This is a genomic window from Kitasatospora sp. NPDC001660, from assembly GCF_053596725.1.
This window is the reverse complement of sequence record NZ_JBSFGU010000003.1, coordinates 352,230-373,167: the sequence shown is the minus strand read 5'-3', so window position 1 is coordinate 373,167 and position 20,938 is coordinate 352,230. Positions and strand designations below refer to the sequence as shown.

21 protein-coding genes and 1 tRNA gene are annotated in these 20,938 nt (G+C 72.1%); 12 read left to right on the top strand and 10 right to left on the bottom strand.

The window, feature by feature from the left end:
* A tRNA-Asp gene (locus ACWCXH_RS05320) sits at positions 1 to 74 on the top strand.
* A 348-nt stretch (positions 75 to 422) separates the two neighbouring features.
* Here the strand turns inward: ACWCXH_RS05320 and bldC are convergent.
* Positions 423 to 629, bottom strand: coding sequence for a developmental transcriptional regulator BldC (bldC, locus tag ACWCXH_RS05315; RefSeq protein ID WP_014137253.1), 207 nt, complete (start codon positions 627 to 629; stop codon positions 423 to 425).
* 485 nt (positions 630 to 1,114) lie between these two features.
* Positions 1,115 to 2,011, bottom strand: a complete 897-nt coding sequence (locus ACWCXH_RS05310) for a hypothetical protein (protein WP_449799962.1) — start codon at positions 2,009 to 2,011, stop codon at positions 1,115 to 1,117.
* Between the two features lie 197 nt (positions 2,012 to 2,208).
* Between ACWCXH_RS05310 and ACWCXH_RS05305 the strand changes: the two genes are divergently transcribed.
* Both ACWCXH_RS05305 and ACWCXH_RS05300 read left to right on the top strand, forming a co-directional pair.
* The gene (locus ACWCXH_RS05305; RefSeq protein ID WP_449799961.1) at positions 2,209 to 3,366 is read left to right on the top strand and encodes a Glu/Leu/Phe/Val dehydrogenase dimerization domain-containing protein; all 1,158 of its coding nucleotides are present in this window, start codon (positions 2,209 to 2,211) and stop codon (positions 3,364 to 3,366) included.
* A gap of 433 nt (positions 3,367 to 3,799) precedes the next feature.
* Positions 3,800 to 4,057, top strand: a complete 258-nt coding sequence (locus ACWCXH_RS05300; RefSeq protein WP_449799960.1) for a DUF3073 domain-containing protein — start codon at positions 3,800 to 3,802, stop codon at positions 4,055 to 4,057.
* Between the two features lie 158 nt (positions 4,058 to 4,215).
* Here the strand turns inward: ACWCXH_RS05300 and purM are convergent, their stop codons facing one another.
* From purM to ACWCXH_RS05285, 3 genes are all read right to left on the bottom strand, one after another.
* A complete protein-coding gene (purM, locus tag ACWCXH_RS05295) occupies positions 4,216 to 5,349 on the bottom strand; it encodes a phosphoribosylformylglycinamidine cyclo-ligase (protein WP_449799959.1) in 1,134 nt (377 codons plus the stop codon).
* A gap of 99 nt (positions 5,350 to 5,448) precedes the next feature.
* The gene (gene purF / locus ACWCXH_RS05290) at positions 5,449 to 7,029 is read right to left on the bottom strand and encodes an amidophosphoribosyltransferase (protein ID WP_449799958.1); all 1,581 of its coding nucleotides are present in this window, start codon (positions 7,027 to 7,029) and stop codon (positions 5,449 to 5,451) included.
* A gap of 300 nt (positions 7,030 to 7,329) precedes the next feature.
* The gene (locus ACWCXH_RS05285) at positions 7,330 to 8,175 is read right to left on the bottom strand and encodes a diacylglycerol kinase (RefSeq protein ID WP_449799957.1); all 846 of its coding nucleotides are present in this window, start codon (positions 8,173 to 8,175) and stop codon (positions 7,330 to 7,332) included.
* Positions 8,176 to 8,301: 126 nt separating this feature from the next.
* On the opposite strand from ACWCXH_RS05285, the gene ACWCXH_RS05280 reads away from it, so the two are divergent.
* The 3 genes from ACWCXH_RS05280 to ACWCXH_RS05270 all read left to right on the top strand — a co-directional run bounded on the left by ACWCXH_RS05280 (position 8,302) and on the right by ACWCXH_RS05270 (position 10,584).
* Positions 8,302 to 9,585, top strand: a complete 1,284-nt coding sequence (locus tag ACWCXH_RS05280) for an adenylosuccinate synthase (RefSeq protein ID WP_449799956.1) — start codon at positions 8,302 to 8,304, stop codon at positions 9,583 to 9,585.
* Positions 9,586 to 9,728: 143 nt separating this feature from the next.
* Positions 9,729 to 10,331, top strand: coding sequence for a GNAT family N-acetyltransferase (locus ACWCXH_RS05275; RefSeq protein ID WP_449799955.1), 603 nt, complete (start codon positions 9,729 to 9,731; stop codon positions 10,329 to 10,331).
* A gap of 58 nt (positions 10,332 to 10,389) precedes the next feature.
* Entirely contained in the window at positions 10,390 to 10,584 is a 195-nt protein-coding gene (locus ACWCXH_RS05270; RefSeq protein ID WP_449799954.1) for a DUF397 domain-containing protein, read from the top strand.
* A 17-nt stretch (positions 10,585 to 10,601) separates the two neighbouring features.
* Here the strand turns inward: ACWCXH_RS05270 and ACWCXH_RS05265 are convergent, their stop codons facing one another.
* A complete protein-coding gene (locus ACWCXH_RS05265) occupies positions 10,602 to 10,757 on the bottom strand; it encodes a hypothetical protein (protein WP_449799953.1) in 156 nt (51 codons plus the stop codon).
* Between the two features lie 311 nt (positions 10,758 to 11,068).
* On the opposite strand from ACWCXH_RS05265, the gene ACWCXH_RS05260 reads away from it, so the two are divergent.
* The 3 genes from ACWCXH_RS05260 (at position 11,069) to metG (ending at position 13,968) form a co-directional block, all read left to right on the top strand.
* The gene (locus ACWCXH_RS05260; RefSeq protein ID WP_449799952.1) at positions 11,069 to 11,923 is read left to right on the top strand and encodes a helix-turn-helix domain-containing protein; all 855 of its coding nucleotides are present in this window, start codon (positions 11,069 to 11,071) and stop codon (positions 11,921 to 11,923) included.
* Positions 11,920 to 12,120 carry a DUF397 domain-containing protein gene (locus ACWCXH_RS05255; RefSeq protein ID WP_449799951.1) on the top strand — a complete coding sequence of 67 codons (201 nt, stop codon included), beginning with the start codon at positions 11,920 to 11,922 and terminating at the stop codon, positions 12,118 to 12,120. The genes ACWCXH_RS05260 and ACWCXH_RS05255 overlap by 4 nt, the downstream gene beginning before the upstream one ends.
* Positions 12,121 to 12,234: 114 nt before the next feature.
* On the top strand, positions 12,235 to 13,968 hold the full coding sequence (metG, locus tag ACWCXH_RS05250) for a methionine--tRNA ligase (RefSeq protein ID WP_449799950.1): 1,734 nt from the start codon (positions 12,235 to 12,237) through the stop codon (positions 13,966 to 13,968).
* 4 nt (positions 13,969 to 13,972) lie between these two features.
* Here the strand turns inward: metG and cutA are convergent, their stop codons facing one another.
* From cutA to ACWCXH_RS05235, 3 genes are all read right to left on the bottom strand, one after another.
* Positions 13,973 to 14,305, bottom strand: a complete 333-nt coding sequence (cutA, locus tag ACWCXH_RS05245) for a divalent-cation tolerance protein CutA (RefSeq protein WP_449799949.1) — start codon at positions 14,303 to 14,305, stop codon at positions 13,973 to 13,975.
* Positions 14,306 to 14,397: 92 nt separating this feature from the next.
* Entirely contained in the window at positions 14,398 to 15,285 is an 888-nt protein-coding gene (locus ACWCXH_RS05240) for a class I SAM-dependent methyltransferase (RefSeq protein ID WP_449799948.1), read from the bottom strand.
* A 258-nt stretch (positions 15,286 to 15,543) separates the two neighbouring features.
* Positions 15,544 to 16,470, bottom strand: a complete 927-nt coding sequence (locus ACWCXH_RS05235) for a hypothetical protein (RefSeq protein WP_449799947.1) — start codon at positions 16,468 to 16,470, stop codon at positions 15,544 to 15,546.
* Positions 16,471 to 16,630: 160 nt separating this feature from the next.
* On the opposite strand from ACWCXH_RS05235, the gene ACWCXH_RS05230 reads away from it, so the two are divergent.
* Positions 16,631 to 17,686 (top strand): aldo/keto reductase, encoded by a 1,056-nt coding sequence (locus tag ACWCXH_RS05230; protein ID WP_449799946.1) that lies wholly within the window; start codon positions 16,631 to 16,633, stop codon positions 17,684 to 17,686.
* Positions 17,687 to 17,732: 46 nt separating this feature from the next.
* On the opposite strand, the gene ACWCXH_RS05225 is transcribed toward ACWCXH_RS05230, so the two are convergent.
* Positions 17,733 to 18,305 carry a GNAT family N-acetyltransferase gene (locus ACWCXH_RS05225; RefSeq protein WP_449799945.1) on the bottom strand — a complete coding sequence of 191 codons (573 nt, stop codon included), beginning with the start codon at positions 18,303 to 18,305 and terminating at the stop codon, positions 17,733 to 17,735.
* Between the two features lie 160 nt (positions 18,306 to 18,465).
* Here ACWCXH_RS05225 and ACWCXH_RS05220 point away from each other — a divergent pair, with 160 nt between their 5' ends.
* Together ACWCXH_RS05220 and ACWCXH_RS05215 are read left to right on the top strand one after the other, a co-directional pair.
* Entirely contained in the window at positions 18,466 to 18,978 is a 513-nt protein-coding gene (locus tag ACWCXH_RS05220) for a GNAT family N-acetyltransferase (RefSeq protein WP_449799944.1), read from the top strand.
* A gap of 82 nt (positions 18,979 to 19,060) precedes the next feature.
* Positions 19,061 to 20,881, top strand: a complete 1,821-nt coding sequence (locus tag ACWCXH_RS05215) for an NHL domain-containing thioredoxin family protein (protein ID WP_449799943.1) — start codon at positions 19,061 to 19,063, stop codon at positions 20,879 to 20,881.
* Positions 20,882 to 20,938: the final 57 nt, after the last annotated feature.

Below are 20,938 nucleotides of genomic sequence, written 5' to 3'. Positions count from 1 at the left end.
GGTCCCGTGGAGAAGTTGGTTAGCTCGCCACCCTGTCAAGGTGGAGGTCGCGGGTTCAAGTCCCGTCGGGATCGCCGCAGTGCGAGAGGCCCGGAACCGTTCAGGTTCCGGGCCTCTCGCGTTTTGGCCGCACCGCCCCTACCCCCTACCAGGTCCAGACCACAAGCAATGGAGCGCGTGACGGTCGTCACCCGCGTTTCACCGGCATCCGGCGCGTCGCGACCTCGCCATGAAGTCACTAATTTAATATGTAAAATTGTACAGTTATTCACTGTAAATCCCCCCCGCCCCATGAGCATCAAATCGTTATCCGGAGTTCAACATTCCGACAGACCGGCGGCCGCCCGCAGGCATGGCAAAGGGGCCGCTTACCGGACCCGGCGGAGTCCGGTAAGCGGCCCCTTTAAAGAGCCTTTGGCCTATCAGGCCTCGGTTCGCTGGGCGGGAATCCCGGCCAGCAGTGCGCGCACCTCCGCCTCGCGGTAACGGCGGTGACCGCCGAGCGTGCGAATCGACGTCAGCTTGCCGGCCTTGGCCCAGCGGGTGACCGTCTTCGGGTCCACGCGGAACATGGTGGCAACCTCTGCCGGCGTCAGCAGGGGCTCAGCATCAGGGGTACGAGCGGTCATGAGCGGCCTCCTCGGGAGAACCGAACCAGGGCGGTTCTATCCTTCAAATTCTGCACCTTGGCCCGCGATGCCCGAAATGGCATAGACGGGCCGAGTCGGTTATAGGACGAACGGCTTGTCCTGGTGTCTACAACTACACCATCCGTCCAGCCCTATCGACCAAACCGCCAAAATTGACCCCTCACGGGTTCAAGGCCGACGGATGGCGATGGACCACCCCATAGCGGACAGTTACGCGACAGTGACATCCGGTTACGAGGGGACCAGACCCTCCGTTTCCCCGCAAAGCACGCATCGACTCCAGAACCACCCAAAAGTGGGCACGCTCACGTGAAGTTGGGCTGGTTGTCCCATTTTTGCACATAGGGGTAAGTTCGCGTCAACGGTGAGTAGTGTCACGTTCGACGGCTATTGACCCGAACCGGGACCTTCGTCATGTGGAGCGGGCCGCATGACTCTTACAGTCATACACGGGCGGTCGGACGTCAGTTCGCGTACCGCAGCGCCAGCACGCGCCGCCAGCGCACCGTCAGCTCCCCGTACACCCGCAGCGCCTCCGCGGCGTCCCCCGCCCGCAGCGCCCGCAGGCCGTCCTCCAGCTCCCCCGCCGAACGGTCCGCCAACAACCGCTCCGCCCCCAGCAGATGCACCAGTCCCCCGTAGTCCAGCTCCACCAGCGAGCGCGGATGGAACTCCTCCAGCCACCGCCCGACCTGCTCCGCCCCCCGCACCAGTTCCCCCTCCGGAACCGCCTCGCGCAACGCCCGGTAGGCCCGGGCCACCCGCCGGCGCGCCTGCGCCATCGGCGTCAGGTAGAACAGCGCCGCCGCCCTCTCCCCCTCGTCCCCCGCTTCCGCCGGGACGAAGCAGCGGTCCTCCTCGCCGAACGGCAGGAACCACCGCACCGGCACCTCCCACCGGCTGGTCAGGATCCACGGCCGGGCGTCCGGGTGCTCGGCCTGCCAGCGCTCCCGGTCCGCCTCCGCGGCCGCCCGCGCCACCGGCGGCACCGCGGTGTCCAGCAGCGCCACCGGCGCCCCCGCCCGCAGCTCCTCCAGCGCCTGCCAGCTGCGCAGCCTGGTCGCCCACGGGCAGACGTAGAGGACGCCGTCCACCAGCCGCACGTAAGCCCGCTCGCTCTCCCGCTCGGGCAGTGCCCGGGGCGTCCGCCCGACCAGCTCGGCGAGCGCCTCCCGCTGCTCCGTCAGCACCGCCTCGGCCACCGGCCGGGCGGCCTCCGCCGCGTCCGGACCGTGCGCCGCCGCGTACGCCTGCCAGCGCGCCCGCTCGGGCTCCGGGTAGGCGGCCAGCGGCTCGTAGACCCGCAGGTGGGCGGCGTACGGCGGCTGTACGGAAGTACGGACGACGGTCACGTCCTGCATGGTCGCACGCGGCGCCCGGCACCGGGAGGGCGCGCCCTCGAACAGTTCGCGCCCGCACTCCGAGGCCGTCCCGTCTCACCCCTCGGACAACCGGCACAAGCTCGGACAAGAGGGCCGATCGGCGGCGTGCACGCGACTACGCTTCGCCTTAGGCGCCCGCACCACAGCAGCGGGCCTTCGATACTGGAGTCACCACAGTGACCGACGTACAGACATCCGCCACGCACCCCGCACCCGGCGTGCTCAGCAGGATCTTCCGTACCGAGCAGGACGGCGCCCCCGGCGACGGCCACGAGCAGGTCGTCCTCTGCCACGACCGCAGCTCCGGACTCAAGGCGATCATCGCCATCCACTCCACCGCGCTGGGCCCGGCCCTCGGCGGCACCCGCTTCTTCCCGTACGCCTCCGAGGAGGCGGCCCTGGAGGACGCGCTGAACCTGTCCCGCGGGATGTCCTACAAGAACGCGCTGGCCGGGCTCGACCTCGGCGGTGGCAAGGCCGTCATCATCGGCGACCCGAACAAGGACAAGAACGAGGCGATGCTCCGGGCCTACGGCCGCTTCGTCGAGTCCCTGCGCGGCCGCTACATCACGGCCTGCGACGTGGGCACCTACGTGCAGGACATGGACGTCATCGCGCGCGAGACCGAGTTCGTGACCGGCCGTTCGCCCGAGCACGGCGGCGCCGGCGACTCCTCCATCCTGACCGCCTTCGGCGTCTTCCAGGGCATGCGCGCCACCGCCCAGGCCCGCTGGGGCCAGCCGACCCTGCGCGGCAAGCGGGTCGGCGTCGCGGGCGTCGGCAAGGTCGGCCACTACCTGGTCGGCCACCTCGTCGCGGACGGCGCCACCGTCGTCGTCACCGACGTCTCCGAGGCCGCCGTCAACCGCGTCCGCGCCGCCCACCCCGAGGTGGAGGTCGTCGCCGACACCGCCGCCCTGCTCCAGGCGAAGCTGGACGTCTACGCCCCCTGCGCGCTCGGCGGCGCGCTGACCGACGCCACGGTCGCCGCCCTGGGCGGGCTCGGCACCTCGATCGTCTGCGGCGCGGCCAACAACCAGCTGGCCCACCCGGGCGTCGAGAAGGACCTCGCCGACCGCGGCATCCTCTACGCCCCGGACTACCTGGTGAACTCCGGCGGTGTGATCCAGGTCGCCGACGAGATCGAGGGCTTCAACTTCGAGCGGGCCAAGAACAAGGCCACCAAGATCTTCGACACCACCCTGGAGATCTTCACCCGGGCCGCCGCCGACGGCGTCCCGCCGGCGGTCGCCGCCGACCGCCTGGCCGAGAAGCGGATGCGCGAGATCAGCGCGCTGCGCTCGGTCCTGCTGCCGGGCGCCCGCCGCGGCTGATCCGGTCCCGTCCGGAGCCGATCCGGTCACCCGGTGCGCGGGGGACGGCCCAGTCCCCCTCCTTGCCCGGCCGCCGGGCCGGGGGCGAGGGGCCCAGTCCCCCGCGCATCACAATGTGGAACCGGATTCTCACTTCTGCGCCCGAACGGGTGATCCGAGGTCCCCCTTGGGGGGATAATCGAACCCGGAACGACGGACCTCAGACACCTCCGGACAGCGCGCAAACCGCCGCAAAACCTCCCTTGACCTGGGAAGACCTGGTCGCGGGTGCGGTCAGTGCGCGCCACGTCACACCGACGACGTATCGTCCAGCGGCGGAAACAGGTACCGTTAATGCTCCAAGGGACGGTCCTCCCATTCGGGCAGGCCGGTCCTGATCATGAACACGTGTCAGACTCGGGGCCGTGAGCCCCATCGTTGAGGGGGTCGACCCATGGGGCGCGGCCGGGCCAAGGCCAAGCAGACGAAGGTCGCCCGCGAGCTGAAGTACAACAGCGGCGGGTTCGACGCTAACCGTCTGTCCAACGAGCTGGGCGTATCGCCGTCCACCGCTTCGATCGAGCCTGAGCCGATCGAGGAGGAGGAGGACGACGACCCGTACGCGGAGTACGCCGCTCGCTACGCCGACCTCGACGACGAGGACGACGCCGAGCCGGGCTCCGGGCCGTCGCAGGCCTCCCGCCGCTCGTAACCGCAGTTTTGCCGGACCGGCCCGGCGCCCCAGGGCGCCGGGCCGGTCTTCGGCGTTCCCGCGGGCAGGTCCGGTCGGTGGACGCCCGGGGGACGCCCCGGCACGCGAGAGGGTCCCTCCGGCACGCCGGAGGGACCCTCTGCCGTCAAGGTGGCGGCTCAGCCCGCCGTGAAGCCCTCGTAGGCGTTGTAGAGCGCCGCGCCGCCCTCGTGCTCGTCGGTGCGCTCGACGACGTCGCCCAGCAGCCAGGCCTCTACGCCGCGGTCCTCCAGGAGCGACAGCACGACGTCCACCGAGTGCGGCGGGACGACCGCGACCATGCCGATGCCCATGTTGAGCGTCTTCTCGATCTCCAGGGTGGCCACCTTGCCGACCTCGGCGACGGTCCGGAACACCGGCAGCGGGGTCCAGGTGCCGCGGTCCAGGCGGGCGTGCAGGCCGGCCGGGATGACCCGGGCCAGGTTGGCCGCCAGGCCGCCGCCGGTGACGTGCGAGAAGGCGTGGACCTCGGTGGCGCGGGTGAGCGCCAGGCAGTCCAGCGAGTAGATCCGGGTCGGCTCCAGCAGCTCCTCGCCGAGCGTGCGGCCGAACTCCTCGACCTTGCGGTCGAGCTTCCAGCCGGCCTGGTTCAGCAGCACGTGGCGGACCAGCGAGTAGCCGTTGGAGTGCAGGCCCGAGGCGGCCATCGCGATCACCACGTCGCCGGCCCGCACGCGGTCGGCGCCGAGCAGCGCGTCCGCCTCGACGACGCCGGTGCCGGCGCCCGCGACGTCGTACTCGTCCGGGCCGAGCAGGCCCGGGTGCTCGGCGGTCTCGCCGCCGACCAGGGCGCAGCCGGCCAGCGCGCAGCCCTCGGCGATGCCCTTGACGATCGCGGCGACGCGCTCCGGGACGACCTTGCCGACGCAGATGTAGTCGGTCATGAACAGCGGCTCGGCGCCGCACACGACGAGGTCGTCGACGACCATGCCGACGAGGTCGTGGCCGATGGTGTCGTGCTTGTCCATGGCGGCGGCGATGGCCACCTTGGTCCCCACGCCGTCGGTGGCCGAGGCCAGCAGCGGCCGCTCGTAGTTCTTGAAGGCGGACGCGTCGAAGAGCCCGGCGAAGCCGCCGAGGCCGCCGACCACCTCGGGGCGGTTGGCCTTCTTCACCCACTGCTTCATGAGCTCGACGGCGCGGTCGCCCGCCTCGATGTCGACGCCGGCGGCGGCGTAGGTGGCGCCATCAGGGGTGTGACGCGAAGCGTCTCCGTCAGGGGTGTTGGCGGGCGACGGGTGGGAGGAGGTCACTGCGGTGCGGCCCTTTCGGGTCTGGTGGGGCTGGCTGGAACAGCGAAGGGAGGTGGAACGGCGGTGGGGCCCCGCCTGCGGGACCCCACCGTGGACTCGTTACGGGCGGCGCAGCGCGTCGGCCGCGCCCGCTCCGCCGAGCAGGGACTGGACACCGTCCAGGTCGCTGCCGGTCGGCTTGCCGCGGACGGCGGGCGGCTGCTGGCCGCCCTTGATCTCGGCCTCCAGCAGGAGCTTGCCGAGCAGCGCCGGGTCCGGCAGCTCCATCGGGTACTCGCCGTCGAAGCAGGCCCGGCAGAGCCGGTCCTTGGGCTGCTTGGTGGCCTCGATCATGCCGTCGATCGAGATGTAGGCGAGCGAGTCGGCGCCGAGCGTGCGGCCGATCTCCTCCACCGTCATCCCGTTGGCGATCAGCTCCGCGCGGGTGGCGAAGTCGATGCCGAAGAAGCACGGCCACTTCACCGGCGGCGAGGAGATCCGGATGTGGACCTCGGCCGCGCCGGCCTCGCGCAGCATGCGCACCAGCGCGCGCTGGGTGTTGCCGCGCACGATCGAGTCGTCGACGACGACCAGGCGCTTGCCGGCGATGACCTCGCGCAGCGGGTTCAGCTTGAGCCGGATGCCGAGCTGACGGATGGTCTGGCTGGGCTGGATGAAGGTGCGGCCGACGTAGGCGTTCTTCACCAGGCCGGAGCCGTACGGAATGCCGCTGGCCTCGGCGTAGCCGATCGCGGCGGGGGTGCCGGACTCGGGCGTCGCTATCACCAGGTCGGCCTCGACCGGGGCCTCCTCGGCGAGCCGGCGGCCCATCTCCACGCGGGAGAGGTGGACGTTGCGGCCGGCGATGCTGGTGTCGGGGCGGGCCAGGTAGACGTACTCGAACACGCAGCCCTTGGGCTTCGCCTCGGCGAAGCGGGAGGTGCGCAGGCCGTTCTCGTCGACGGCGATGAGCTCGCCGGGTTCGACCTCGCGGATGAAGGAGGCGCCGACGATGTCCAGCGCCGCCGTCTCGGAGGCGACCACCCAGCCGCGCTCCAGCCGGCCGAGCACCAGCGGGCGGATGCCCTGCGGGTCACGGGCGGCGTAGAGGGTGTGCTCGTCCATGAAGACGAGCGAGAAGGCGCCCTTGACCTTGGGCAGCACGACCTTGGCCGTCTCCTCGATGGAGAGGTCCGGGTGACCGGCGAGCAGCGCGGTCACCAGGTCGGTGTCGTTGGTCGCGGCGGTCCGGCCGGAGCGGGAGACGTGCTCCTCGCCCGGGAGTTCGGCGACCATGGCCGCCAGTTCGGCGGTGTTCACCAGGTTTCCGTTGTGCCCGAGGGCCAGCGAACCGTGCACGGTCGCCCGGAAGGTCGGCTGGGCGTTCTCCCAGACCGAGGAACCGGTGGTCGAGTAGCGGGCATGTCCGACGGCGATATGCCCGTGCAACGACCCCAGCGAGGCCTCGTCGAAGACCTGGGAGACGAGTCCCATGTCCTTGAAGACGAGAATCTGGGAGCCGTTGCTCACTGCGATGCCCGCGGATTCCTGACCGCGGTGCTGCAGGGCGTAAAGGCCGAAGAACGTGAGCTTGGCGACCTCCTCGCCGGGAGCCCAGACACCGAAGACGCCACACGCGTCCTGGGGGCCTTTCTCGCCGGGAAGAAGATCGTGGTTGAGTCTTCCGTCACCACGTGGCACGCCTTCGAGTCTAGGGCAGTTGGCACAGGCTTCCGGAACCAGGGATGCCGGGTTTGTCGGGCGATCGTTCGGCAACGCGCGTAGACAAAACCCCTTACCGGGTGGGGATTTCGACTCCGAGGAATTCCCGTGCGCGACGGTTGGCCTTGTGGTTCGCGCCTGTTGACGCATTCCGGGTGCGATGCGCCGGGTGTCGGGGCGGGGGCGAACGTGAGCCTGCTCACCCGGAGTTCACACGGGCTTCACCGCCCGCCCCGCGCGGACGCCGCCACCCGCCGCACGCGTACGCCACCGCCCGCCTCACGCCGCCGGGAGCAGCAGGCCCCACGCGCCCGGGTGCACCGTCCAGGTGCGGGCGCGGACCGGGCCGACCGGGTGGCCGTCGGCCTCGTAGCCGAAGCCGCGGCCGACCACCGAGACGCTCGCGGCGCGGGCGCGCACGAGGGCGCCGGACGCGCGGACGACGACCTCCATGACGCCCGTCCCGTCCGACACTCCGGAGGGGAGCGAGACCTGCACCAGCCGGATCGGCCGGTGGACGTCCGCGAGGAGCCGGCCGTCGGCCTCGACCCGGATCCGGGAGCTCTGCTCGGTGGCCTCGAAGGTGAGTGCGTTCCCCTGCTCAGCCGCAGCCAGTTTCGCCCATAGCGAACGCCAGCCGCCCGGACGGCCGATCAGCCGCCGGCCGCCCGCACCGGAGATCCGCACCCCGCCCAGCGCGACCCCGCCACCGTCGTCCACCAGCAGGTCCAGCTTCCGCGGGGCACCCGACAGCACCGCCCGCGCGGCCGGCACCGGCTCGCCCGGCACCCCGAGCGCGCGGGCCGCCGCCAGTTCCTCCGAGCGGCCGACCGGAACCATGCCCACCGGATCCGCGCCCAGCTCACGCTGCCGGTGCAGGGCTTGGAGCACCCGCTGCAGAGCAAGATCAGAACCGATCACCACCGGTCGCCGCCGCCCCCGGTGCGAAAGCACCCGGTCGAGTTCGGACGTGCTCTCCGGGTACGCCACCTTGACGTCCGCACCCCCGCAGAGCACGTCCTTCGCGATCCGCACCGACTCCCCGTCGGTCTGCCGGGCCACCGGGTCGAGGAGCAGCAGGAGCGGCTCGGGGCCGCCGGTTGCAGGCGTGGACAGGGACGACACGACCGGTCCTTCCTCAGGTAATCTCTCGGTGCAAGAGCCCCTTGCGCTACTGCGCCAGGGGCTTCGTCTATCTCGGGGCAGACTGCGGCCTACGCAGGATGCCCCAACCGGAAGGGGTGTACGCCTGTGCCGGCACTCGTGCTCGTTGGCGCTCAGTGGGGAGACGAGGGCAAGGGGAAGGCGACCGACCTCCTCGGCGGCTCCGTCGACTACGTCGTCCGCTACCAGGGCGGCAACAACGCCGGTCACACGGTGGTCATCGGCGACCAGAAGTATGCCCTGCACCTGCTCCCTTCCGGCATCCTCAGCCCGAACGTGACGCCGGTGATCGGCAACGGCGTCGTCATCGACCCGGCCGTGCTGCTGTCAGAGCTGGGCGGCCTGAACGAGCGCGGCATCGACACCTCCAAGCTGCTGGTCTCGGGCAACGCCCACCTGATCACGCCCTACCACCGCACCCTGGACAAGGTCACCGAGCGCTTCCTCGGCAAGCGCCGGATCGGCACCACCGGCCGCGGCATCGGCCCGACCTACGCGGACAAGATCAACCGCGTCGGCATCCGGGTCCAGGACCTGTTCGACGAGTCGATCCTGCGCCAGAAGGTCGAGGCGGCGCTGCACGACAAGAACCAGATCCTGGTCAAGCTCTACAACCGCCGCGCCGTCCCGGCCGAGCTGGTCGTCGAGGAGTACCTGGGCTACGCGGACAAGATCAGGCCCTTCCTCGCCGACACCACCCTCGTCCTGGACGAGGCCCTCAAGGCGAACAAGGTCGTCCTGCTGGAGGGCGGCCAGGGCACCCTGCTCGACGTCGACCACGGCACGTACCCCTTCGTGACCTCGTCGAACCCGACCGCGGGCGGCGCCTGCACCGGCGCCGGCATCGGCCCCACCAAGATCGACCGGGTCATCGGCATCCTCAAGGCCTACACCACCCGTGTCGGCTCCGGCCCGTTCCCGACCGAGCTGTTCGACGCGGACGGCGAGGCGCTGCGCCGCATCGGCGGCGAGCGCGGCGTGACCACCGGCCGCGACCGCCGCTGCGGCTGGTTCGACGCCGTCATCGCGCGCTACGCGACCCGGGTCAACGGCCTCACCGACTTCTTCCTCACCAAGCTCGACGTCCTCACGGGCTGGGAGCAGATCCCGGTCTGCGTCGCGTACGAGATCGACGGCCGCCGGGTCGAGGAGCTCCCCTACAACCAGTCGGACTTCCACCACGCCAAGCCGATCTACGAGACGCTGCCGGGCTGGAACGAGGACATCAGCAAGGCGAAGACCTTCGCCGAGCTGCCGAAGAACGCGCAGGCCTACGTGAAGGCGCTGGAGGAGATGTCGGGCGCGCCGATCTCCGCCATCGGCGTCGGCCCCGGCCGCGACGAGACGATCCAGATCAACTCGTTCATCTGAGCCGGCTCCGGACCGCCGTCCGGATCGTCCGGCCCGAGGGGCCCTGCGGGAGAGATCCCGCAGGGCCCCTTCCGTTTCCCGGAAGTTTTGCACTATGGCATAAATTCATTGCATCTAGTGCAGATCGCCGCTACGTTCGCACCATGACCGCGAAGCTGCCCGGGCCCGTCACCCTGACCGGCCGCCACGTCCGTCTGGAGCCCCTCGGACGCCACCACGTCCCCGACCTCTGGGCCACCGTCGGCCCCGACCCGGACGTCTGGCGCTGGATCCCCTTCCTCCCGCCGCAGAGCGAGGAGGAGCTGGGCAGGATCGTCGACCACCGCATCGAGGAGGTGGCGGCCGGCACGGCGGTGAAGTTCGCCGTCGTCGACCTGGCGAGCGGCCGGGCCGTCGGCATCACCGGCTTCTACGCCTTCAGCGCGACCCACGAACTGGTCGAGATCGGCGGCACCTGGTACGCGCGCTCGGTGTGGCGCACGGGAATCAACACCGAGTCGAAGCTGCTGCTCCTGCGGTACGCCTTCGGCGAGCTGGGCATGGGCCGGGTCTTCTGGAAGACCGACGCGCTCAACGACCGCTCCCGCAACGCGGTCCTGCGGCTCGGCGCCCGGTACGAGGGCACGTTCCGCCGCGACCGCCTGCGCGCCGACGGCGTCTGGCGGGACACCGCCTACTTCTCGATGCTCGCCGACGAGTGGCCCGCGGCCGAGGCCCGGCTCGTCGAACGGCTCGCCCGCGGCTGACGACGGCGGATGGTGGCAAGCTGGAGCGGAGATCCGAGCCTTCCTCCGAGGAGCCACCATGACCGACTGGCAACGGCCTTCCACGAGCGACCCGTCCGGCGAGTGCCTGGAGGTGCGGTTCGTCGACGGCGTGGTCGAGATCCGCGAGTCGGACGGCAGCGGGGTCGTCGTCCGCACCACCCCGGAGAAGTGGGAGGCCTTCCTCCTCGGCGTCCAGGCCGGGGAGTTCGACCACTTCGTCGCCGACGTCTGACCGGAAGGAGCCGGCCGTCAGTTCTCGTCGGCGGAGCGGGAATGTCGCGCGGCGAACTCCTGCTTCGCCGAACGGGGTTCCCCGGGCTGGACGTTGACCAGCCAGACCAGCCAGCCGACGAACAGCACGGCGAGCAGGAGGAGCGACAGCCCGGCGACGATGAGAGCGTTCACCGGCTTACCGGAACGCATCGGGAACGACGAAGGGGCGACGGAAGCGGCATGGTGGTCTCCGGTCGGTGATGGCGAGCCTGTCGACCATGCATCTGGCGTGCGTCTACGGCTGATTGACGGTCCGTGAGCTACGACCGGTCGGCGGGTGACTCGGCATCGACCATAGGGGGTCGAGGTGCAAGACTTGCTACCGAGAGAGCAGACGTTCACTCCATCGTGGGGTATCCCCCGTTTCGGTAGCTAGGGTCCGGTCTGCGCGGCACACTTCACCGGAAGCATCGACGGACCCCCGCGACCCGGAGAAGAGAGTCATGCCACCCCGCTTGTCGCCGACCGTGCGCCAGCAGCGTCTTGGCATCGAGCTGCGCAAGATGCGCGAACGCGTGGGCGTGACGCCCAAGAACCTGGCCGCCACCCTGGGCACCGACCTGCCCAAGATCTCGCAGATGGAGAACGGGAAGTCCGGCATCAGCGCCGTACGGCTCCGGGTCTGGGCGCGCACCTGCGGCCTCACGGAGGGCCCGTACCTCGACGCGCTGCTCGCGATGACGCAGGACCGCCGCAAGTACTGGTGGGACGGCTACCGCGGGCGCATCCCGAGCGGGATCATCGACATCGCGGAGATGGAGCACCACGCCGAGTCGCTCACCATCCTGCACACCAGTTTCATCCCCGGACTGCTCCAGACCCCGGCCTACGCCAACGCCGTGTTCGCGCGCCTGCGCCCGCCGCTGCCCCGGCACGAGACCGACGTGCGCACGGCGTTCCGGATCCAGCGCCAGCGCGTCCTGGTCGAACGGCCGAAGCCGTACACCGCTTTCGTCCACGAATCCGCGCTGCGCATGCAGTTCGGCGGCCCCGTCGTGCTGCAGGAGCAGTTGCGCAGCCTGCTGGAGGACTCCGAGCGGCCCGGGGTGGAGATCCGGGCGATCCCGTTCAGCGTGGACACCTTTCCGGGTTCCGGCGAGAGCATGTACCTCGCCTGCGGGCCGGTGCCCGAGCTGGACACCGTCCAGATCGACCTCTCCCAGGGCCCGAAGTTCGTGCACGGCGACGCCGATCTGCGCACCTACCGCGGGATCAGGGCGGAGACCGAGGCGGTCGCGCTCGGGCCGGACGAATCCAGGGAGTTCATCCGGACCATAGTGAAGACAGTCCCCGCATGAACGACTGGCAGAAGTCGTCGGCGAGCGCCGAGGCCAACGAGTGCGTCGAGATCCGCACCGCCGACGGGCTGGTGGAGATCCGCGAGTCCGAGAGCGCCGAGGTCGTCGTCCGCACCACGCCGCGCAAGTGGGCGGCCTTCGTGCGCGGCGTGAAGGCCGGGGAGTTCGACCGCTACGGCGACTTCAGCGGGCTTTAATCCACGTCCGGAGCCCACCGGCGACGGTAGGCTTTGGCACCCACAGTGGAACCCTGCGCCTGGCACGGCACCCCGGGCGGGGTGCGCGTGCGGGAGAAATCGGAGCATCCCAGGATGGCTCGGCACCTGATCACCAGCGCCCTTCCCTACATCAACGGGATCAAGCACCTGGGGAACATGGTCGGGTCCATGCTCCCGGCGGACGTCTACTCCCGCTACCTGCGCCAGCGCGGCCACGAGGTGCTGTACATCTGCGCGACGGACGAGCACGGCACGCCCGCCGAGCTCGCCGCGCAGGAGGCCGGGCTGCCGGTCGCCGAGTTCTGCGCGCGGGCGCACGAGGCGCAGCGGGCGGTGTACGACGGCTTCGAGCTCTCGTTCGACCACTTCGGCCGCAGCTCGTCGCCGCAGAACCGGGAGATCACCCAGGAGATCGCCCGCGAGCTCCAGCGCAACGGCTTCATCGAGGAGCGCGCGATCCGCCAGGTGTACTCCAACGCCGACGGGCGCTTCCTGCCGGACCGCTACATCGTCGGCACCTGCCCGCACTGCGGCTACGACAAGGCCCGCGGCGACCAGTGCGAGAACTGCACGCGCGTGCTGGACCCGACCGACCTGCTGGAGCCGCGCTCGGCCATCAGCGGCAGCTCCGACCTGGAGGTGCGGGAGACCAGGCACCTGTTCCTGCTCCAGTCGAAGCTGACCGAGGAGGTCGAGGAGTGGATCTCGACCCACGCCGACGACTGGCCGGTGCTCGCCTCCTCGATCGCCCGCAAGTGGCTCACCGAGGGCCTGCAGGACCGCTCGATCACCCGTGACCTGGAGTGGGGCGTCCCGGTGCCGGCCGACGTGTGGCCGGAGCTGGCCGCCGAGGGCAAGGTGTTCTACGTCTGGTTCGACGCGCCGATCGAGTACATCGGCGCCACCAAGGAGTGGGCGGACGCGGCCCCGGCCGGGCAGCTGCGGGACTGGAAGTCCTGGTGGTACGAGGCCGACGACACCGTCCGCTACACCGAGTTCATGGCCAAGGACAACGTCCCGTTCCACACGGTGATGTTCCCGGCGACGATCCTCGGCTCGCGCCGCCCGTGGAAGAAGGTCGACTACGTCAAGGCCTTCAACTGGCTGACGTACTACGGCGGGAAGTTCTCCACCAGCCAGAAGCGCGGCATCTTCACCGACGTCGCCCTGGAGCTGCTGCCGTCCGACTACTGGCGCTACTTCCTGATGGCTCACGCGCCCGAGTCGGACGACTCCAGCTTCACCTGGGACCTCTTCGCCGCCGTCGTCAACAAGGACCTCGCCGACACCCTCGGCAACTTCGTCAACCGGGTGCTGTCCTTCAGCCGCAAGCGCTTCGGCGACGACGTCCCCGGCGGGCACGCGCCCGGCGAGGCCGAACAGCGGCTCGGGGCGCAGGTCGCCGACCTGCTCGCCGAGTACGAGGCGCAGCTCGACGCGCTCAACTTCCGCAAGGCGGCGCAGGGTCTGCGGGCGCTGTGGAGCGCCGGCAACGCGTACCTGGACGAGAAGGCACCGTGGCTCCAGGTGAAGACCGACCCGGACGCGGCGGCGCTGACGCTGCGCACGGCGATGAACCTGATCCACCTGTACGCGGTGGTGTCGGAGCCGTTCATCCCGACCGCCGCGGCGGCGATGCGCGGCGCGTTCGCGCTGGCGGACGACGCCCCGGCGGCTTCCCGGCGCTGGGTGGCCCCGCAGGAGGCGCGGGCGCTCGACCTGGTGCCGGCCGGGACGGCGTTCACGGTGCCGCCGGTGCTGTTCGCCAAGATCACCGACGAGGACCTGGCGGCCTGGACGGCCCGCTTCGGCGGCGAGCCGGCGTGAACGGCTAGGAGGTGGCCGTCTCGGCGGTGACCCACGCGAGGTAGCCGGGGCTGCCCGCGACCACCGGGACGGCGACCACCTCGGGCGTCTCGTACTCGTGCCGCCCGGTGAGGAACGCGCCCAGCCGGTCGGCGAGTTCGGCCCTGGTCTTGAGGTCGATCCGCCACTCCTCGGCGTCCTGGACCTCGCCCTCCCACCAGTAGACGGACCGGACCGGGTACACCTGCGCGCACGCGGCCAGCCGCTCGCGGACGGCGGCGGACGCCAGGGCCCGGGCCAGGTCCTCGGTCGCGTGGGTGGTCGTCACGACGACGAACCCGTGCTCGTTGGCTGTCATGCGGCGACGGTACCGGCCCGGCCCGGCCCGTGGCGGACCGGCGCCCCCGGGGTACCGCCGACGTCCCACCCCCCCGGGGGCTCCGGGGCCCGTCAGGCGGGGAGCGCGCGGGCGGTGTGGACGGTCATCGCGGACAGGTAGAACGCGTCCGGGCGGTGCAGGATCCCGGTGGGAGCGTCCTCGTCGAGGAGGGCGGCCAGCGTGGCGGCGTCCTGCGGGTCCAGGTGATCGGCGAGCTGGTCGTGCAGGCGGGCGAGCTGGGCGTGGAGGTGCTCGCGGGCGGGGGCGGCGAGCGGGGCCGGGTGGTCGATCAGGAAGGTCCGGGTGCCGGCCGGGGTCAGGCCCGCGCGGGTGAGCATGGCCGGCCAGTCCTCGATCTGCGCGGTGGCGCCCGGGAGTTCGGCGCGCATCGTGCTGAAGCCGTCCTCGTGGGCCGCGTCCAGGCGGGCCTGGAAGCCGGCCCGGCCGAGGCCGAAGTCGCGCGGCAGGTAGCGCAGCGGCAGTCCGCGCTCGGCGACGGCCAACACCCCGCCGGGGCGCAGCAGGCCGGCGAGGGCGGTGAGCGCGGTCTGCTGGTCGCCGAGGTGGTGGATCGCGTTCGCGGACCAGATCAGGTCGGCCTCGCCGAGCTTGCCGAACTCCTCGGGCAGGTCGGCCTGTTGGGTCTTCAGCCGGCCGCCGGAGCGGGTGCGGGCGCGCTCCAGCAGGGCGGCCGACTGGTCGACCGCGACCACCTCGGCGGCCGGGAAGGCGTCGGCGAGCAGCCCGGCGAGCACGCCCGGGCCGCTGCCGACGTCGAGCATCCGGCGGACCTCGCCCCCGCCGGGCAGCTCGCGCAGCCAGTGGGCGGCCGCGGTGACGGCGGGGGCCTTCAGCTCGGCCTCCCGTTCCAGGTGGGCGGCGAGCGCGTCCCAGTCGAAGTCGGCGGCGGGGACGTGGTCGTGGCCCTCGGCGCGGTGGTGATGGTGGTGGCCGGACATGCGGGTTCTCCGATCGTGGTCGTCGGGTCGTTCGGCGGTGCGGGCGTACGGGAGGGAGCCTCCCCGCTCAGGCGGGCGCGGCGGCGGCCTGCGCCCGCGGGTCGGCCACGACCACGTCGTGGCGGTCGCCCTCGGGCCGGGCGGTCGCGTTCACCTCGCTCATGGCGGTCGCCTCCACTGCCAGGCTGCGGCCGGCCCCGCCGGACCGGCAAGCTTTGTTGCCGTTCCTGCAAATCCGGCCCGGTCGCGGACCCGGCCTCAGCCGCCCGTCCGCCGCCAGTACGACCGGGCGGCCACCGCCAGCGTCACCCCGTACACGGCGAACCCGCTCATCCCGACCCAGCCCACCATCAGCGCGTCGTCCGGAGTCGGTTCGTCGCCCGCCCGGATCGTCGTCACGCCGGCCGTGCACAGCGTCAGGTACCCCAGCCCGATCAGCCCGTACGGCGCGAGCGTGCCCGACCCGATCAGCGCGGGGGTGAGCGGCAGCCAGCGCGGCACCCGGCGCCCGCGCAGCGCCAGGGTCCACCGCGGGAAGACCTGCCCCCACGGCCGGACCAGGCCCCACAGCAGGAACACCCCGAGCAGGGCCATCAGCGCGGTGGCGTCGAGCCCCCAGTCCTCCAGGGTGAGCCAGAGCCCGGAGGCGCCGTTGCGCTCGTTCACCGCCCGCATCCCGGCGCCGTCGATCCCGGCGAAGCTGCCGCCGAATGACCAGTTCAGCTTCATCACGACGTACGGAACGAACGCCAAGGTGCCTGCCCAGGCGGCGAGTTGGACGGCGGCCGGGGCCTCGGAGGGAGCCGCCTCCCGCGTCGCACCGGACGACCGTACGCGCGCGGCGGCCGCCAGCAGCACGGCGCCGACCGCCGACAGCGTGCGGTGCACCGCCCCCGGCCCGCTGTCCACGCCCTCCCCGGTCAGCAACTGCAGCAGGTCCATGAGCAGCCCCCAGGCCGCCGCCGCCGTGGGCACCGCCAGCGCCCACAGCACCGCCCGCAGCCCGGGCCCCGGCCCGCCCCGGGCCGCCGCCACTCCGGCCGGCACCGCCGCGGCCCCCACTCCGGCGACCACCCAGCCCAGCCAGGAGGCCCCGAACAGCGGCGTTCCGCCCAGCGCACAGCCCGTCCCGTACGCGGCATAGGCGATGCCCCAACCGGCCACTCCCCACCCGTTCCTCGTCATGCCCCAACACTCGCGCGCACACCCCGGCCCCGACCTCCTCCGCCACGACGAGCCCGCTCCCCCCGCCGGGGGATCCGTGGCGCTTGCGTTGGAGCGCACTCCAACTCCTAGCCTCTGACGCAACGAACGGGACACCCAAGACCTTCGGGGGAGAACCACCATGCGCTACCGCGTCCTCGGCGGCACCGGCATCGAAGTCAGCGCCTACTGCCTCGGCACCATGATGTTCGGCGCGATCGGCAATCCCGACCACGACGACTGCATCCGGATCATCCACACCGCCCTCGACCGCGGCATCAACTTCGTCGACACCGCCGACATCTACTCGGCCGGCGAGTCCGAGGAGATCGTCGGCAAGGCACTGGCCGCCCGCGGCGACCGGGACGACATCGTGCTCGCCACCAAGGTGCACTTCCCGATGGGCGAGGGCCGCAACCGGGGCGGCAACTCGCGGCGCTGGATCGTCCGGGAGGTCGAGGAGAGCCTGCGGCGGCTGCGCACCGACCGGATCGACCTGTACCAGGTGCACCGGCCGGACCACACCACCGACATCGAGGAGACCCTCTCCGCCCTCGACGACCTCGTCCGGGCCGGCAAGATCCGCGCCTTCGGCTGCTCGACCTTCCCCGCCGAGCAGATCGTCGACGCGCACCACGTCGCCGAACGCCGCGGCCTCCCGCGCCTGCGCACCGAGCAGCCGCCGTACTCGCTGCTCGCCCGCGGCATCGAGGCGAACGTGCTGCCCACCGTCCAGAAGCTCGGCATGGGCGCACTCACCTGGGGCCCGCTGGCCGGCGGCTTCCTCACCGGCCGCTACCGCAAGGGGCGGGCGATCGACCTCACCCGGGGCCGCGCCGCCATCAACCCGGGCCGCTTCGACCCGGCACTCCCGCTCACCCAGGCCAAGCTGGACGCCGTCGAGGCCTTCACCGCGCTCGCCGACGACCTCGGCCGCACGCTCCCCGAGCTGGCCGTCGCCTTCCCGCTGGCCCACCCGGCCGTCACCTCGGTGATCCTCGGCCCGCGCACGATGGCACAGCTCGAATCGGCCCTCAACGGCGCCGACCTCGTCCTCGACGACGCCACCCTCGACCGCATCGACGCGATCGTCCCGCCCGGCGCCAACCTCTACCAGGCCGACGGCGCCTGGCAGCCGCCCGCGCTCACCACTCCCGCCCTGCGCCGCCGCCCCGCCGCGGACCGCTCCGCGGGCTGACGCGCACCTGCGGGGAGCCGGTGCGACGGGCTCCCCGCGGGGCTGCTCAGGGTTCCCTCGGCGCCGCGAAGCACTGGACGACGACGGTGCGCCCGCCGTCCCACTGCTGGTCGACGCTGCCCAGCCACGTCCAGCCGAGACGCCGGTAGCAGGCCACCGCGCCCGCGTCGGTGGCGAGGACGTCGAGGACCGGGTGCAGGCCGAGGGCACGCGCGTGCGTCACGGCGTTCGCCAGCAGGCGCGCCCCGACACCCCGCCCGCGCGCGGCGGGGGCGACGAACAACCGGTTCACCACGGCGGTGAGTTCGGGCCGGGCGCCGGTGCGGTGGCCCCACAGCACGGGGGCGGCGTCCCCGGGGGCGCTGCGGGAGAGGGCGATGTGCCCGAGGGTGCGCTCGTCCGACTCGGCCACCCAGGCGGCGAGGAGCCCCTCGGGGGTGAGCCAGGCGGAGGGCCGCTCGGGCCAGTCGGTCGGGTAGCCGTCGGCGGCGCGGACATCGCCCAGCAGCCGGACGCAGTCGGCGAGGTCCGTGCCGCGGCGCCGGCGGACCGGCACCCCTGCCCCGGCCTGCCGAGAACCGGACGCGACGACGTTGGCGCGTTCTTCAAGGTCAGCCATGCCGGTACGGTACCGGCCGGGCCTCAGCGCCGCAGCAGGCCGACCACGCCGGCCAGGCCCTCGTCACCGCCGCCGAGCGCCGGCCTGCGCTCCATCAACCGGAAGGCGCCACGACGTGCTCGGCGGGACGACCCCACAACCGAAAGGCCCGAACGGACCCGTGCACCCCGACACCACCGCCACCCTGCGCGGCGAACGCCTCGACCTCGTCCCGCTGCGGCCCGAGCACGCCGAGGAGATGGCCGCCGCCCTCGCCGACCCGGCCCTGCACACCTTCACCGGCGGCACCCCGGCCACCGCCGACGCCCTGCGCGCCCGCTACGCCCGGCTCGCCGCCGGCTCCCCCGACCCGGCCGAGACCTGGGGCAACTGGGCGCTGCGGCTGCACGCCGACGGCCGCCTCGCCGGCTACGTCCAGGCGACGGTCCGCCGGGACACCGCCGAGCTGGCCTGGGTGCTCGGAACGCCCTGGCAGGGCCGCGGCCTCGCCGCCGAGGCCGCCCGCACCCTGCTCGCCCACCTCATCGCCGCCGGCATCACCACCGTGACGGCCCACATCCACCCCGACCACCACGCCTCCGCAACCGCGGCCCGCACCCTCGGCCTCACCCCGACCACCGAGCACCAGGACGGCGAAACCCGCTGGCAGGCCTGCTTCGGCCCGTCCTCCTGAACACCCTGCCCGCCCCCACCCCCGACAGCCCCGCAGGCGCCGCCCCGGAATGCCACCCCCACCCATGAGGTTGGATACAGCCATGGCATCTCGTGCACGAGTACGCGCCCCCGAGCTGGTCGGCGCAGGCGGTTGGCTGAACACCGGCGGCAAGGAACTCTCCCTGGCGGACTTCCGAGGTCGCATTTTGGTACTGGACTTCTGGACCTTCTGCTGCATCAACTGCCTCCACGTCCTCGACGAACTGCGCGAGCTGGAGGAGAAGCACCGCGACACCGTGGTGATCGTCGGCGTGCACTCGCCCAAGTTCGTGCACGAGGCCGACCACCAGGCCGTCGTCGATGCCGTCGCACGGTACGAGGTGCACCACCCGGTCCTGGACGACCCGGCGCTCGCCACGTGGAAGCAGTACGCCGTGCGCGCCTGGCCGACGCTCGTGGTGATCGACCCCGAGGGGTACGTCGTCGCCCAGCACGCCGGCGAGGGCCACGCGCACGCGATCGCGCGGCTGGTCGAGGAACTGGAGGAGGAGCACGCCGCCAAGGGCACGCTGCGCCGCGGCGACGGCCCGTACGTGGCGCCGGAGCCGACCGCCGGGGACCTCAAGTTCCCCGGCAAGGCGGTGCGCCTCGGCAACGGCCACTTCCTGGTCGCCGACTCCGGCCACCACTCGCTGGTCGAGCTGGCCGAGGACGGCGAGACGGTGGTCCGCCGGATCGGCGACGGCCAGCGCGGCCTGGTGGACGGCACCAGCCCCCGGTTCAGCGAGCCGCAGGGCCTCGCGCTGCTGCCCGAGGGCCACCCGTACGACTACGACGTGGTCGTCGCCGACACCGTCAACCACGCGCTGCGCGGCGTCCGGCTGGCCGACGGCAGCGTCACCACCCTGGCCGGCACCGGCCGCCAGTGGTGGCAGGGCTCGGCCACCGAGGGCCCGGCCCGCGAGGTGGACCTCTCCTCGCCGTGGGACGTCGCCTGGTTCGACGGCGAGGTGTGGATCGCCATGGCCGGCGTGCACCAGCTGTGGGCGTACGACCCGGCGGGCGGCACGGTCCGCGTCGCGGCCGGAACCACCAACGAGGGCCTGGTGGACGGGCCCGCCGGTGAGGCCTGGTTCGCCCAGCCCTCCGGGCTCGCGGTCAGCGCGGACGGCGAGAAGCTCTGGGTCGCCGACTCCGAGACCTCCGCCCTGCGATGGGTTTCACGTGAAACCAGGACGGTCGAAACGGCCGTCGGCACCGGCCTGTTCGACTTCGGCCACCGCGACGGCGCCGCCGGGCAGGCCCTGTTCCAGCACCCGCTCGGCGTCACCGTGCTGCCGGACGGCTCGGTGGCCGTCGCCGACACCTACAACCACGCGCTGCGCCGCTTCGACCCGGCGACCGGCGAGGTCACCACGCTGGCCACCGACCTGCGCGAGCCGTCCGGGGCCGTCCTGGTGGACGAGGACATCGTGGTGGTCGAGTCGGCCCGGCACCGGCTGACCAGGCTGCGGCTGCCCGAGGAGGCGGTGCGGGTCGAGTCGGTCGCGCACCGCACCCAGCGCGCGGCCACCGAGGTCGCGCCGGGCCCGTTCCGGCTGGACGTGGTGTTCTCCGCGCCGAGCGGCCAGAAGCTGGACGAGCGCTACGGCCCCTCCACCCGGCTGCTGGTCAGCTCCACCCCGCCGGAGCTGCTGGTCTCCGGCGCGGGCGCGGACACCGACCTCTCGCGCGAGCTGGTCCTGTCCGACGAGGTCGCCGAGGGGGTGCTGCACGTGTCGGCGATGGCCGCGTCCTGCGACGACGACCCGGAGATCGAGTTCCCGGCCTGCCACGTGCACCAGCAGGACTGGGGCGTGCCGGTGAAGCTGGTCGCCGACGGCGCCCGCCGCCTGCCACTGGTGCTCGCCGGCATGGAGTAGCGACGGCACCCCACGCGGAAGGGCCCGGCGCAGACTCCGCCGGGCCCTTCCGCGTCA

Coding starts and splice junctions, on each gene's coding strand:
- ACWCXH_RS05310 (WP_449799962.1), bottom strand. CDS start 2,011: ATGCAGGACGTGACCGTCGTCCGTACTTCCGTACAGCCGCCGTACGCC.
- metG (WP_449799950.1), top strand. CDS start 12,235: ATGGCTCGGCACCTGATCACCAGCGCCCTTCCCTACATCAACGGGATC.
- ACWCXH_RS05230 (WP_449799946.1), top strand. CDS start 16,631: ATGCGCTACCGCGTCCTCGGCGGCACCGGCATCGAAGTCAGCGCCTAC.
- cutA (WP_449799949.1), bottom strand. CDS start 14,305: ATGACAGCCAACGAGCACGGGTTCGTCGTCGTGACGACCACCCACGCG.
- bldC (WP_014137253.1), bottom strand. CDS start 629: ATGACCGCTCGTACCCCTGATGCTGAGCCCCTGCTGACGCCGGCAGAG.
- ACWCXH_RS05240 (WP_449799948.1), bottom strand. CDS start 15,285: ATGTCCGGCCACCACCATCACCACCGCGCCGAGGGCCACGACCACGTC.
- ACWCXH_RS05260 (WP_449799952.1), top strand. CDS start 11,069: ATGCCACCCCGCTTGTCGCCGACCGTGCGCCAGCAGCGTCTTGGCATC.
- ACWCXH_RS05270 (WP_449799954.1), top strand. CDS start 10,390: ATGACCGACTGGCAACGGCCTTCCACGAGCGACCCGTCCGGCGAGTGC.
- ACWCXH_RS05235 (WP_449799947.1), bottom strand. CDS start 16,470: ATGACGAGGAACGGGTGGGGAGTGGCCGGTTGGGGCATCGCCTATGCC.
- ACWCXH_RS05300 (WP_449799960.1), top strand. CDS start 3,800: ATGGGGCGCGGCCGGGCCAAGGCCAAGCAGACGAAGGTCGCCCGCGAG.
- ACWCXH_RS05225 (WP_449799945.1), bottom strand. CDS start 18,305: ATGGCTGACCTTGAAGAACGCGCCAACGTCGTCGCGTCCGGTTCTCGG.
- ACWCXH_RS05215 (WP_449799943.1), top strand. CDS start 19,061: ATGGCATCTCGTGCACGAGTACGCGCCCCCGAGCTGGTCGGCGCAGGC.
- ACWCXH_RS05255 (WP_449799951.1), top strand. CDS start 11,920: ATGAACGACTGGCAGAAGTCGTCGGCGAGCGCCGAGGCCAACGAGTGC.
- ACWCXH_RS05275 (WP_449799955.1), top strand. CDS start 9,729: ATGACCGCGAAGCTGCCCGGGCCCGTCACCCTGACCGGCCGCCACGTC.